Source organism: Stenotrophomonas capsici (genome assembly GCF_034961085.1).
GTDB lineage: Bacteria > Pseudomonadota > Gammaproteobacteria > Xanthomonadales > Xanthomonadaceae > Stenotrophomonas > Stenotrophomonas capsici.
In genome coordinates, this window is record NZ_JAYFUH010000085.1 from 201,213 (window position 1) to 215,123 (window position 13,911).

Consider the following 13,911-nt stretch of genomic DNA (forward strand, 5'->3'; position numbering starts at 1 on the left):
GGCCCCGGCCGCGAAGCCATTGCCAACGCCGCCACCAGGCATCTGAAGTTGCGCTCCGTCCTTGCGGATCCGTCTGGCCAGCCACGCGGCCGGGGCCGTTCCTGCGGGGCGTCGCGGGTCAGTACAGCGGCACCAGCCGCACCGCCGCGCCACCGCCGGCGCCCAGCGGCAGGGCGAGGCTGTCACTGCTGCGCACTTCGCGGGTCTCGCGGACGAAGGCAAATGGCCGGGTCTCCCAGTTGGCACCGTCGCCGTCGCGGTAGATCTCGGCGCGGTAGCGGCGCTTGGGATCCAGGAATGACAGCGAGGCCTGCAGGGAATGCGGTTGCTCGTCACCGACGCTGCCAATGAACCACTCCTCCGAGCCGCGTGCCTTGCGCGCCAGCGTCACGTACTGGCCCACCTCGCCGTTGAGCACGTGGCTCTGTTCCCAGTCGACCGCCACGTCCTTGATGAACTGGAAGGCGTCCGGGTGCTGGGCGTAATGCTCGGGCAGGTCGGCCACCATCTGGATCGGGCTGTACAGCACCACGTACAGCGCCAGCTGCTTGGCCAGGGTGCTGCGCAGCGGCAGGCCGTTGCGGCCCTTCAGGCTGACGATGCCGGGGGTGTAGTCCATCGGCCCGCCGAGCATGCGGGTGAACACCAGCGTGGCCTCGTGGCCGGGCGGGTTCGGCGGGTTGCCCCAGGCATTGAATTCCATGCCGCGCGCGCCCTCGCGCGAGACCCAGTTGGGCCAGGTACGGCGCAGGCCGGTGTCCTTGATCGGCTCGTGCGAGTTGATCGCGATGTGCCTGTCGGCGGCCTGCTTGAGCACGCGCAGGTTGTGGTTGCTCATCCACTGGCCTTCGTGCCACTCGCGCACCACTGGGCCACCGGCCGTGTCCTGGCGCTGGATGTCGCCGGCGTCGCAGACGTAACCGGTCTTGACCACGTCCACGCCGTTGCGCGCATACAGGTCCAGCGCGGCCGGCAGTTGGCGCTCGTAGTGGCTGACCGCGCAGGCGGTTTCGTGGTGGCCGATCAGGTGCACGCCCTTGTCCGCGCCGTAGCGCGCCAGGCCGGGCAGGTCGAAGTCGGCGGTGGGGCGGGTGAAGTCGAAGCCCCAACCGTTGGCGAACCAGTCCCCGTCCCAGCCCGGGTTCCAGCCTTCGACCAGCACGCCACGGAAGCCATTGGCAGCGGCGAAATCGATGTAGCGACGGGTGTTGGCGGTGGTGGCGCCGTGCTTCGGGCCGGTCGCCCAGGTTTCGGTTTCCAGGTGCAGCGACCACCATACACCGACGTACTTGGCCGGCTTGAACCAGCTCACGTCGCCGATGGCATTGGGCTCGTTGAGGTTGAGGATCAGGCTGGATTCGACCAGGTCACCGGCCTTCTCGCCGACCTGGAGCGTACGCCACGGCGTGTTGAACGGCAGTGCGCGGACCACCGGCGCGCCGTTGCTGGACGGGGTCAGCGCAGCGCGCAGCACGTCGCCATCGCCACGGGCCAGGTTCATGCCGGCGTAGTCGACCAGCGCGGCTTCGTGGATGGACAGGTGCAGGCCGTTGTCGCTGCGCAGGGTGAGCGGGGTCTGCGCGGTACCGATCTGGTTGAGCGGGGTGCGGTGGTACAGGTACTCCTCGCGGTTCCACTCCAAGGCGGGGATCCACCAGGCCGTGGCCGGTCGCGCCGGGGCGAATTCGGTCAGCTCGGCGTTGATCCGTGCCTGCTGCATCGCCGGTTGCTGCGGGAACTCGTAGCGGAAGCCCACGCCATCGTCGTAGACGCGGAACACCACGTCGAAGCGGCGCCCGTGCGCGACGCCCGAGGGGGCCTTCTCGGTGAAGCTGGCGCGCAGTTCGTTGTAGTGGTTGCGGGTGAGGCGGCGTTCGCCCCAAGGTTGCTCCCAGCTTTCGTCGACGCTGCGGCGCGCCTGCCCGGTCAGTGCCAGGTTGCGCTCCAGCCGGCCGCTGTCGAGCAGGAAGCCCAGCCGCGAGGGCGCGATCACCGCCTCCCCGTTGCGCTCCACCCGGTAGGCCAGGCGCCCTTCATGCTGCGATTCGAGGGTGACGCTGAGTACGTCGCCGGGCGAGCTGACGCGGGCCAGTTCGGCCGCGTGTGCGGCGGGCAGGCCGGCCAGCAGCAGGGTGAAGGCGAGTTTCAGGCGGAACAGGCGGGAGGACGGGCGTGGCGGTGCCATGTCGGGTATCAACTCCGGGGTGCAGGAACGGGAAGCAGGTGCCACCACTATTCCAGTTGGTGCAGGGCGTCATGGCCGGCAGGGGCACTGAATACGTATGCACCGGCGGTGCGCATCCGCCACCACGCCTCTACCATGGCCCGGCGCAACGGCGCCCGTACATCGCATCCGTGATTCCCGGAGGGGGGAACCGCTTGATGAAAAGCAAACCGCAATTGTCGTTCTGGCAGATCTGGAACATGTGCTTCGGCTTCCTGGGCATCCAGTTCGGCTTTGCACTGCAGAACGCCAATGCCAGCCGCATCTTCGAGACCCTGGGGGCCTCGATGGAGGCAGTGCCCGGGCTCTGGATCGCCGCGCCGCTGACTGGCTTGCTGGTACAGCCGGTGATCGGCTACCTGTCTGACCGCACTTGGACGCGCTGGGGACGCCGCCGCCCGTTCTTCATGATCGGCGCGGTGCTGACCACGCTGGCCCTGCTGGTGATGCCCAATTCACCGACGCTGTGGATCGCGGCCGGCACGCTGTGGGTGCTGGATGCCTCGATAAACGTGTCGATGGAGCCGTTCCGCGCCTTCGTCGGCGACCAGCTTTCGCCGCGGCAGCGTCCCAGCGGCTACGCGATGCAGAGTTTCTTCATCGGCGTGGGGGCCATCGTCGCCAGCTTCCTGCCGTACCTGCTGGCCCACTTCGGCGTGGCCAACACCGCCGCGCCGGGGCAGGTGCCGGACACCGTGCGCTATGCGTTCTACTTCGGTGCCGCCGTGCTGCTGGCCGCGATCACCTGGACGGTGGTCAGCACCCGTGAGTACTCGCCGGCCGAGCTGGCCGGTTTCGACGATGCCGAACCCTCGCCGCTGCATGCGGCCGCGCCGGTGATCGGCCCGCCGCGCGGGAACCACATCCTCGGCTGGCTGGGGCTGGGCGTGTTGCTGGCGGCATTGATCGCCTGGCGGCAGGGCGACCGCATGTTGTACGTGCTGGCCGGCCTGTGCGCGGCCTACGGCCTGCTGTTGGGCGTGGCCCGGATGCTGCCGGGCACGCACATGCTGGCCACCATCGTCGGCGACCTGCGCACCATGCCCACCACCATGCGTCGGCTGGCCTGGGTGCAGTTCTTCTCGTGGTTCGCCCTGTTCGCGATGTGGATCTACACCACCGCCGCGGTCGCCGGCACCCATTTCGGTTCCACCGACCCGCAATCGGCGGCCTACAACGAAGGGGCCAACTGGGTGGGCGTGCTGTTCGGTGCCTACAACGGCTTCGCCGCGCTGGCCGCGCTGGTGATCCCGCTGATGGTGCGGGTGATGGGCCTGCGCTGGAGCCACCTGGTCAACCTGTGGCTGGGAGGGTTGGGGCTGGTCTCGCTGATGTTCATCAGCGACCCGGCGTGGCTGCTGCTGTCGATGGTCGGCGTCGGCTTCGCCTGGGCCTCGATCCTGTCGCTGCCGTACGCCCTGCTGTCCGACAGCGTGCCGTCCACCAAGATGGGCGTGTACATGGGCATCTTCAATTTCTTCATCGTGATCCCGCAGCTGGTCGCGGCCAGTGCGCTGGGCTTTGCCCTGCGCAGCTGGCTGGGCGGCGTGCCGATGCATGTGCTGGTGCTGGGCGGCTGCAGCCTGTTCGTCGCCGGCCTGTGCGTGCTGCGGGTTCCGTCGCAACCGGAGGTGGTGTGATGCGCATGCGTTTGTCGGTGGCAGTCTCCTTGGCGCTGGCCGCCGCTCCCGTCCTGGCCGCGCGGCCGGACTACGTGGGTACGTCCGAGCCCTTCGCCAGCGATGCAGTGTACTTCGTGGTCACCGACCGCTTCGTCAACGGCGACACCGCCAACGACCACCGTGACCAGGGCGGCGCGCACCGCACCTTCGACATCCCGGTGCCGTGCCCGGACAAGATCGACGGCAACATCGGCTACCTCGGCGGTGACTTCAAGGGCCTGCTCGACAATGCCGGCTACATCCGCGGGCTCGGCTTCGGCGCGGTGTGGATCACCCCGATCGTCGACAACCCGGACCAGGCCTTCACCGGCAGCAAGCCGATCAGCTGCACCAGCACGCTGACCGACCGTGGCAAGACCGGCTACCACGGCTACTGGGGCGTGAATTTCTACAAGCTGGACGAGCACCTGCCCAGCGCCGGCCTGGATTTCGCCGGCCTGACCCAGGGCCTGCACGGTGCCGGGCTGAAGGTGGTGCTGGACATCGTCGGCAACCATGGCTCGCCGGCCTGGACCATGCCGGCCGCCCAGCCGCAGTTCGGCCAGATCTTCGACAAGGACGGCCGGTTGGTCGCTGACCACCAGAACCTGCCGCCGGACAAGCTCGACCCCACGCACAACCGGCTGCATGCGTTCTACAACAATATCGGCCCGGTCGATGGCAGCAAGGGCTCGATCTTCGATGGCAACCTGGCCGAGCTGTCCGACTTCAACGAGCACAATCCGGCGGTGATGGACTACCTGGTCGGTGCCTACCTGCAATGGACGGGGCAGGGCGTGGACGCGCTGCGCATCGACACCATCGGTTGGCTGCCGCACCCGTGGTGGCATGCGTTCGTGCAGCGCATCCGCGCGCAACACCCGGGCATGTTCATGTTCGGCGAAGCCTTCGACTACGACGCCAGCAAGATCGCCGAGCACACCTGGCCAGGCAACGCCAATGTCAGCGTGCTGGATTTCCCGCTACGCGGCGCGATGTCGGCGGTATTCGGCAAGGAGCAGAAGGGCTTTGAGGCCCTGTCCGAACCGTTGCACCTGACCGGCGGCCCGTACGCCAATCCGTACGAGCTGATGAGCTTCTACGACAACCACGACATGGCGCGCCTGGACGCGACCGATGCCGGGTTCATCGACGCGCACAACTGGCTGTTCACCGCACGCGGCATCCCGGTGCTGTACTACGGCTCGGAGACCGGCTTCATGCGTGGCCGCGCCGAGCACGCCGGCAACCGCGCCTACTTCGGCCAGGAGCGCATTGCCCATGCGCCGCAGAGCCCGATCTTCGGCCCCCTGCAGCGCATCGCGCGGCTGCGCCAGGCCACCCCGGCGCTGCAGCGCGGCCTGCAGGTCAACGAGCGCCTGCAGGGTGACCAGGCGGTGTTCTTCCGCGTGCTGCAACAGGGCGACACCGCGCAGACTGCGCTGGTGCTGCTCAACAAGGGGAACACGGCGCAGGCGTTCGAGGTGAGCCGCTACCTGCAGGCCGGACAATGGCGCGACGCGTTGGACGGCGGCACGTTGGCCGTGCGGCGCACCTTGAAGACCGACGTGCCGGCCCATGGCATCAAGGTGTTCGTGCTGGAAGGCGAGGTAGAGCAGGCCGAGTTGAAAGCACAGCTGGATGCCGCAATGGCCGACCAGCAGGCCCGCAACCAGCACCTGAAGCGCTGACCAACCAAGCCCCTCTCCCGCAAGCGGGAGAGGGGTTGGGGAGAGGGCCGCTGCAACCAGCCACCCGCTACAATCCACATCCCCGCATCCCCACGCAGTACCCATGAACGAGCTTTCCCCGCAGACCCCCATCGAAACGCTGCTGCAGACCGCGATGGACGGCAAGCTGCCGATCAAGGCCTTCATGCAGGCGTTTGTCGCCTCGGAAGTCGTGCTGCTCACCGGCAGTCTGGTCACGCCCGACGGCAGTGGCTTCGACCCGTTGCTGTTCGACAAGCAGGGCGTCCTGCATGTGGCGGTATTCACCGACATGTCGCGCGTCGGTTTCCACACCCAGCAGGCGCCGCACAACATCCGCATGTTGATGTTCGAAGTACTGCGCCGCGTACCGGGCGGTTATGGCGTGGTGGTCAATCCCGGTACTTCGCTGGGCTTCGAGATCTCGCCGGCGGGCCTGCAGGAGATCCTCAAGGACTTCAGTTGACCAACGTGCCTGGGTAGGAGCGGCTTCAGCCGCGAAGCCGACCACGTCGTCAGTCCCAAGGGAAAACAGCAACTACGGCCAGCGTACTGGCTTCTTCGCTCTCGGCATCGCCACGGAAGCCGCTTCTACAACGCTTGTCGCCGCGACGATTCCCGCACCACCAGCTTCACCGGGATGTTGATGCCCTCCACCGGCTCGCGAGCGATCAGCCCCAGCAGTTTTTCCACCAGCAACTGGCCGGCCTGCTTGGTGTCCTGTTGCACCGTGGTCAACGCCGGCGATACCGAACCGGCCAGCGGAATATCGTCGAACCCGGTCACCGCCACGTCGTCCGGCACGCGCAGGCCGCGCTCGCGCAGCGCACGCAGCGCGCCGATGGCGATCAGGTCGCTGGCGGCGCAGACCGCGTCGAAACGCTTGCCGCGGTCCAGCAGGGCCAGGCAGGCGTTATGGCCGGAATCCTCGGTGGTGATGGCATCGTGCTGCAGCGCGGCCTCCGGCGTCAGCCCGCGCGCGCGCAGGGCTTCGGCATGGCCGCGGTAACGCTCGGCGAACTCCGGGTAATGGCTGTCGGCATGGCCCAGAAAGGCAATGCGCCGGCAGCCCTGGTCGAGCAGGTGGGCGGTGATGTCGAACCCGCCCTGGAAGTTGTCACTGCCCACCGATACCCCGGGTTGGCCCGGCAGCGCCGCGCCCCAGCGCACGAAGTGCGTGCCCTGTTCGACCAGCCGCTCCAGCCGTTCCACCGACTCGTGGTAATCACCGTAGCCGAGCAGGATGATGCCGTCGGCCTTGTTGCTGTCCTCGAAGTCGGCATGCCAGTCGCTGGACAGCTGCTGGAAGGACACCAGCAGGTCATGCCCATGCAGCGCGCAGGCACGGGTGATCGAACCCAGCATCGAGTGGAAGAACGGGTTGATCAGCGAATCGTCCGGGGTGGGGTCCTCGAAGAACAGCAGCGCCAGGGTGCCGGATTGCTGGCAGCGCAGGCTGGAAGCGTTCTTGTCGACCTTGTAGTTCAGCTGGCGCGCGATCTCCAGGATGCGCTTGCGCGTCTCGGCGTTCACCATCGGGCTGCCACGCAGGGCACGCGACACGGTCGGCTGCGAGACGCCGGCCATGTGTGCGATATCCAGGGAGGTGGCTTTGCCTTTGATGGTCATCATGTGCCGCGGGAAGAGGTCGCCGGGCATCATGCCACGCAAACGCGATGCTGCCGTTGACTGCCGTCGCTCCTCAGCGCAACGGCAGGGCCCCGGTCCGTGCGCAATGCTGTTCCAACGCGTCACGCAGCAGGCGGTCGCGCTCGAAATCCAGCCGCTCCGGGTCTTCTTCCAACGCAAGGATCGGCTCCCACTGGAATGCGTCGGCACCGTGCGTGGCCCAGGCCTCCTGCAGTTGCCGGTGCGGATGGCTGCCCTGGCGCAGGCCGAACCACAGCCGGTTGCGGATCGCGGACAGGTTCAGGGCGATGCCTGCCCAGCGCGTATCGGTGGCGGTGCAGCGGATCTGGTAGATGCCGCTTTGTACTTCCTGCCGCTTGTAGTCGGCGCTTTGCTGACGGCGGGTTTGTTTGTCCATGAGGGATTCTCGAAGATGTGGCAATATTGCCCGGGTGTAATTCAGTTGTAGATATTACCCGGATTAAAATAGAGGTGCTATGGACGATCCGCTGAACGCGCCGCACGCCCTGTTCGAGGGGCACCAGCTGCTGGCGAGGGGGCCGCTGCAGCAGGTGGTGGCCGAGGCCGTGGCGCGCGTTGGCGTGGGGGCCGATGGACGGCCATTGCTGCTGCTCAACGATGGCTCCGGGGAAACGGTTGACCTGGACCTGCGTGGTGGGCTGGCTCAGGTGCTGGAGCGCCTGCAGGCCCGTCTGGCACCTGCGCTGGCCGCGCCGCAGGAGGCTGCCGCCCCACGTGAACGCGGTCGTCCCCGGCTGGGCGTGGTGGCCCGCGAGGTGACCCTGCTGCCGCGGCATTGGGAATGGCTGGCCAGCCAACGCGGCGGGGCCTCGCAGGCGTTGCGCCGGCTGGTGGATGAAGCCCGCCGGCGCGAGCAGGAGCAGGGGCTCCCGGCCTCACCGGAGGCCCGTTACAAGGCCATGTCCACCCTGGCCGGGGACATGCCGGGCTTCGAGGAGGCCAGCCGCCTGCTGTTCGCCGGCGACGAGGCCGGTTTTGCCCGCTCCATCGCCCAATGGCCGCAGGACCTTCGCGATTACCTCGGCAGCGTGTCGGCCGAGGCCGAGGATTGATCGCGAGCGCGGGTGAACGCGGGCCGCGGTGTTAACATCCCGCGTTACGCATCCCCCAGTCCCCTTGTCAGGACCCCTTTGCGCCGGCCGCAACACCGTCGGCGCGGATCCTGGCTCCCAACGGAAGAAACAATCCTATGGCCCGCGGCATCAATAAAGTCATCCTGGTCGGCAACCTCGGCAACGACCCGGACACCAAGTACACCCAGGCCGGCATGGCCATCACCCGCGTGAGCCTTGCCACCACCAGCGTCCGCAAGGACCGCGATGGCAACAACCAGGAGCGCACCGAATGGCACCGCGTGGTGTTCTTCGGCAAGCTCGGCGAGATCGCCGGTGAATACCTGCGCAAGGGTTCGCAGGTCTACGTCGAAGGCGAGCTGCGCTACGACAAGTACACCGGCCAGGATGGCGTGGAGAAGTACTCCACCGACATCGTCGCCAACGAGATGCAGATGCTCGGCGGCCGTGGTGAAGGCGGCGGCGGTGGCGGCGGCAACTTCGGTGGCGATCGCCCGCAGCGCCAGTCGGCCCCACGCCAGCAGCAGGGTGGTGGCTACGGCAACCAGGACCAGGGCGGCGGTTACGGCGGCGGCCAGCGCCAGCAGCAGCGCCCGGCACCGGCCCAGCAGTCGGCGCCGCCGATGGACGATTTTGCCGACGACGATATTCCGTTCTGATCAGCCATCGCACGTTCTGTTTTGCCAAAGGCCATGCATCGCATGGCCTTTTTTATTGGTTTGCTGGGCCAGTGGCGATTCGATGGCCAACAACCGATCGGCATATGTTCATGCCAGCAAGGCTTGTCATGAATATGGCTTTTGTTTTTCGTGAGGCAATGATGTCTATGTTTTTGATAGCATCCGCACTGCAAATTGGTTCACAGGGGGCGGTTGCAGCCGGGAAGCAGGACGTTCCCGACCTCGACTGCAGAGCCGATGCTTTCCGGGATGGTGCGCACGCCCCAGCCATCCCGTACAGCCGCGTGCTGCGGCTGACCAAGGACAGTGGGTTGCATGGAAAACAAGGGAATGCAGGGGCGTGGCCCATGGAAGGCGCGCAGGGGATTGCTGGCGGTTGCATGCGGTGTGTTGCTTGGGGCGGTGCTGCCCACGCACAGAATGCCGATGCAAACGCACAGGAGCTGCTGCGGCAGCAGGAGCGTGAGCGCGTACTGCGTGAACAGCAGGAGGCACGGCCGGATGCGCGGCTGCAGCCGACGCCCGAGGCATCGGTGGGCAGATTGCCTTCGGACGAGACGCCATGTTTCGTCATCAACCACATCACGCTGGATGGCGAAGACGCTGAGCGCTTTGGCTGGGCGTTGAAGGCGGCCAGTCCCAGGGACGATCCGGCCACCGGGCGCTGCCTCGGCACCGCTGGTGTGGACATCGTGATGAAGCGCGTACAGAACGCAATCATCGCGCGTGGCTATGTCACCACCCGCATTCTTGCCGCACCCCAGGACCTGAAGCATGGCGCATTGGCTTTGACCGTTGTGCCGGGGCGGATCCATGCCATCCGCTTCGCTGATGATGTGCAGCCGCATCCGGCATTGTGGAACGCGCTGCCTGCCAGTTCGGGTGATCTGCTCAATCTGCGCGGTATCGAGCAGGCCCTGGAGAACTTCCAGCGCGTACCGACCGCAACGGTCGACATCCAGATCGCGCCACCGGCCGAGGGTGCTGCCGCCAAGCCGGGTGAAAGCGACCTGCTGATCAGCTGGAAGCAGCGCTCCCAAATCCGCGTCAACCTCACGCTGGATGACTCGGGCAGCACATCGACCGGCAAACTGCAGGCCGGTGCCACGGTATCGCTGGACAACCTGGCGCGCCTGAACGACCTGTTCTATTTCAACGCGGGCAAGTCCGTGTTCAACGGGAGCGGGCGCGATACCGAAAGCTGGGCGGCGCACTACAGCGTTCCCGTCGGGCAATGGTTGCTGGGGATCAACACCAGTGACTACGACTACCGCCAATCGGTCGCCGGTGCGTATGAAACCTATGTCTACAGCGGCTCCAGCCGCAATGCGGAAGTGCGGCTGACGCGCATGCTGTTCCGCAATGCCAGCTTCAAGACCAGCGGCCATGCGCGGGGTTGGTATCGCGACTCGAACAACTTCATTGACGATGCAGAGATCGAAGTGCAGCGCAGACGCATGGCCGGTTGGGAGCTGGGCCTGTCGCACAAGCACTTCATTGGCAGCAGCACGCTGGATCTTGGCTTGGCCTATCGGCGCGGAACGCGTGCCTTCGATGCGCTGCCTGCACCGGAAGAAGCATTTGGCGAAGGCACCGCGCGGGGCCGCGTCATCACCGCCGATGCGCAATTGATGGTTCCGTTCAAGCTGGGCAGGCAGCCTGTCCGTTACACCAGCAGCTGGCGTGCGCAATGGAATCGCTCACTGCTGGTGCCGCAGGACCGTTTCTCGATTGGTGGCCGCTACACGGTGCGTGGCTTCGACGGCGAAATGTCGCTGACCGGCGAGCGTGGCTGGGTGCTGCGCAATGAGCTGGGCTTCGCACTGGGCGGTGGCCAGGAAGCGTACTTGGGTGCCGATTACGGCCATGTGGGCGGTCCTTCCACGCGCTGGCAGATGGGCGACTACCTCGCCGGTGCCGCGATGGGACTTCGGGGCGGTGTCGCGCACGCGCAGTGGGACGTGTTCGTCGGCAGCCCGTTGCACAAACCCCGCGGCTTCCCCACCGCGTATACGACCTTCGGTTTCAGCCTGAGCGCCTCGTTCTGATCGTCTGCGGCCAACAGGGCCGCAGGCATCTGCAGTGTGCGGGTCGGCGGGTCATAAAAAACAAGCATAGAAAGGAAGCAATGCCATGAATCGTGTTTACCGTCTGGTCTACAACCGTACCCTGGGTGTCTGGCAGGTCGCGTCCGAGCTGGTAAAGGCAACGCAAGGCGGGCTGTGCAGTGGCGCGGGCCTTTCGATGGCGACGCTGCGTCCGATGAGCTTCGCGCTTTGGGTGGCCATGGGGTGGGTGGGGCTGGTGCAGCCGTTGCCCGCCCAACAGGCACCGGGGCAGCATGCCGGACGCATCGTCACCGACCCCACCGCACCGACGAACCAACGGCCTACCGTGGTGACATCGGCCAATGGCACGCCGCAGGTCAACATCACCACCCCCACTGCCAAGGGGGTTTCGCGCAACAGCTACCGGCAGTTCGATGTTGGCAGCGACGGCGCCATCCTCAACAACTCACGCACCAACGTACAGACGGAACTGGGCGGCTGGGTGCAGGGCAATCCCTACCTGGCGACCGGCACGGCACGGGTCATCCTCAACGAGGTCAACAGCGCCGATCCCAGCCAGCTGCGCGGCTATGTCGAAGTGGCAGGTGACCGCGCGCAGGTAGTGATCGCCAACCCGGCCGGCATCCAGGTGGATGGAGGTGGATTCCTCAACGCCAGCCGGGTGACGCTGACCACAGGCACGCCCATCGTCAACGGCGGTGCGTTGGACGGGTATCGCGTGGATGGCGGCGCCATCCGTATCAGCGGTGCAGGCCTGGACGCCAGCCGTACCGACTTCACCGACATCATCACCCGCTCGCTGGACGTCAACGCCGGCATCTGGGCCAACCAGCTGCAGGCCAGCTTGGGCAGCAATGTTGTCAGCGCCGATCACAGCAGCGTCACCGCCCAGCAGAGCAATGGCCAAGCGCCAGCCTTCGCATTGGACGTGGGTGCGCTGGGTGGCATGTATGCCAACAAGATCTGGCTGGTCGGCAACGAACACGGCCTTGGCGTGCGCAACGCCGGCAACATCGGTGCACAGGCCGGTGAGCTGGTGGTTACCGTGGACGGGCGCATCGAGAACACGGGTGCCTTGCAGTCGCAGCAGGATACGAAACTGACCGCCACTGCCGGTGTGGCCAACAGCGGCACCATAAGCGCGGCCCGCGAAGCCATCATCAACACGGCTGCTGATCTGGACAACAGCGGCGGCACGCTCAATGGCCGGCGGCTTGAGGTGAACGCAGCGTCATTGCGCAATCGTGACGGTGCGATTGAACAGACGGGCGCGCAGGCGCTTGAAATCAGAACGGCATCACTGAGCAACCGCGATGGCGGCCGTATCGGCGCCGTGGAGCTGGCTGGCAGTGGCGGGAGCAACGGCGGCACGGATGGCAATGGCGGAACAGGAACGCCCGGTGGGGGTAGTTCCGGTGGAACGGAAGGCGGGGGGAACGGCGGTACGGGCACCGGTACGCCGCCCATCACCGCTCCGCTGGCGGCAGGTGCATTGAACATCGGCAATGCGCTGGACAATGACGCCGGTCGCATCGATGCACTGGGCGCGGTGGTGCTGTCGACGCGTGATGGCTTGGACAATAGCGGCGGCAGGATCGGGGTTGAATCGCTGCGGGTAGAGGGCGGCGAGCTGCGCAACGTGGATGGCACTTTGAAGGTGCAAGGCGATGCGAGGGTGCTGGCTACCAATGTCGACAACAGCAAGGGGCAGTGGAGTGTGTCCGGCGCGTTTGAACTTGCAGTGCAGTCACTCGTCAATCGCGGCGGCCTCATTGAGCAGGTCGCCAACCGTGCCGCGCAGTGGTCGGTTGCCGGGCAGCTCGACAACAGCGGAGGAACGATTGCCAGCAATGCAACCTCGCTGGTATTGGACGCCGGTCGCCTGGTCAACGAAGACGGCACCGTCAGCCATGCCGGTACGCAGGGCCTGACCCTCAGCACCGGGCAACTGGATGGCCGGCGCGGCACCATCGCCACGGCCGGTACGCTGGCGTTGACCGCTCGCGCGGTGGATCACCGCAATGCCACGCTCAATGCCAGCCAGCTCACGGTCAATGCCGCCGGCTTCGACAACCGGGGCGGCACCGTGGTGGCCACCGGCCAGCAGGCGAACACGATCCAGGTGCAGGGCACGCTGGACAATGGCCAGGGCGGCACAATCGCCAGTAATGGAGATCTGTCGTTGCAGGCGGCAACGCTGGGCAACGCCGGCGGCACTGTGCAGCACGCCGGTACCGGCAGCCTGAGCATCAATGCAGCGACGTTGAACGGCCAGGGCGGCACGCTGCTGGGCAACGGCACGTTGACCCTCACCGGGCAAACCACCGACCTGAGCAACGGCACCACTTCGGCGCAGCGCATCAGCATCACCACCGGCGATCTGACCACAGCGGGTGGGCAGCTTTCTGCCACCAGCACCGACACGCTGCAGCTGCAGGTACGCAATCGCCTGGACAACACCGGCGGCACCCTCGGCAGCAATGGCGCGGTGGACCTGACTGCCGCGCATTTCATCAATGATCAGGGCAAGTTGATTGCGGCCGGCACCGGCGCATCCAGCGTTCGCGTCACGCAGCAATTGGACAACCGTGGCGGCACGCTCTCCAGCAACGGGGACGTGCAGCTGCAAGCCGGCCAGTTGAACAATGCCGGTGGCACCGTGGTGGCCGCCGACAAGGCGCAGCTGCAGGTAACGGTGGACGGCTTGCTGGACAACAGCAACGGCGGCCGACTGACCGCAGGCGGTGACCTGAGCCTGAGCGCCGACACGCTGGACAACCAGGGCGGTGCAGTCGAGCATGCCGGCGAAGGTACGCTGCAGATT

Annotated in this window: 10 protein-coding genes; 7 read left to right on the forward strand and 3 right to left on the reverse strand. The window is 66.4% G+C overall.

Annotation, left to right across the window (positions count from 1 at the left end; genetic code table 11):
• Positions 1-118 precede the first annotated feature (118 nt).
• On the reverse strand, positions 119-2,185 hold the full coding sequence (locus tag VA603_RS08205) for a glycoside hydrolase family 97 protein (RefSeq protein ID WP_425603678.1): 2,067 nt from the start codon (positions 2,183-2,185) through the stop codon (positions 119-121).
• Between the two features lie 197 nt (positions 2,186-2,382).
• Here VA603_RS08205 and VA603_RS08210 point away from each other — a divergent pair, with 197 nt between their 5' ends.
• From VA603_RS08210 to VA603_RS08220, 3 genes are all read left to right on the forward strand, one after another.
• Positions 2,383-3,864: an MFS transporter gene (locus tag VA603_RS08210; protein ID WP_132864673.1), complete on the forward strand. Its 1,482-nt coding sequence runs from the start codon at positions 2,383-2,385 to the stop codon at positions 3,862-3,864.
• Positions 3,864-5,576: an alpha-amylase family glycosyl hydrolase gene (locus VA603_RS08215; RefSeq protein WP_323438490.1), complete on the forward strand. Its 1,713-nt coding sequence runs from the start codon at positions 3,864-3,866 to the stop codon at positions 5,574-5,576. Before VA603_RS08210 ends, VA603_RS08215 begins: the two co-directional genes overlap by 1 nt.
• A 103-nt stretch (positions 5,577-5,679) precedes the next feature.
• Positions 5,680-6,060, forward strand: a complete 381-nt coding sequence (locus VA603_RS08220; RefSeq protein ID WP_132864671.1) for an SseB family protein — start codon at positions 5,680-5,682, stop codon at positions 6,058-6,060.
• Positions 6,061-6,185: 125 nt separating this feature from the next.
• On the opposite strand, the gene VA603_RS08225 is transcribed toward VA603_RS08220, so the two are convergent.
• Together VA603_RS08225 and VA603_RS08230 are read right to left on the reverse strand one after the other, a co-directional pair.
• Positions 6,186-7,223, reverse strand: coding sequence for a LacI family DNA-binding transcriptional regulator (locus VA603_RS08225; RefSeq protein WP_323438491.1), 1,038 nt, complete (start codon positions 7,221-7,223; stop codon positions 6,186-6,188).
• 73 nt (positions 7,224-7,296) lie between these two features.
• Positions 7,297-7,641, reverse strand: coding sequence for a GIY-YIG nuclease family protein (locus tag VA603_RS08230; RefSeq protein WP_323438492.1), 345 nt, complete (start codon positions 7,639-7,641; stop codon positions 7,297-7,299).
• A gap of 79 nt (positions 7,642-7,720) precedes the next feature.
• Here VA603_RS08230 and VA603_RS08235 point away from each other — a divergent pair, with 79 nt between their 5' ends.
• From VA603_RS08235 to VA603_RS08250, 4 genes are all read left to right on the forward strand, one after another.
• On the forward strand, positions 7,721-8,317 hold the full coding sequence (locus tag VA603_RS08235) for a DUF2239 family protein (RefSeq protein ID WP_323438493.1): 597 nt from the start codon (positions 7,721-7,723) through the stop codon (positions 8,315-8,317).
• 137 nt (positions 8,318-8,454) lie between these two features.
• Positions 8,455-8,997, forward strand: coding sequence for a single-stranded DNA-binding protein (locus VA603_RS08240; RefSeq protein WP_323438494.1), 543 nt, complete (start codon positions 8,455-8,457; stop codon positions 8,995-8,997).
• A gap of 401 nt (positions 8,998-9,398) precedes the next feature.
• Positions 9,399-11,066: a ShlB/FhaC/HecB family hemolysin secretion/activation protein gene (locus VA603_RS08245; protein ID WP_323438502.1), complete on the forward strand. Its 1,668-nt coding sequence runs from the start codon at positions 9,399-9,401 to the stop codon at positions 11,064-11,066.
• An 85-nt stretch (positions 11,067-11,151) separates the two neighbouring features.
• On the forward strand, positions 11,152-13,911 hold a 2,760-nt coding region (locus tag VA603_RS08250; RefSeq protein WP_323438495.1), incomplete at its 3' end, for a two-partner secretion domain-containing protein.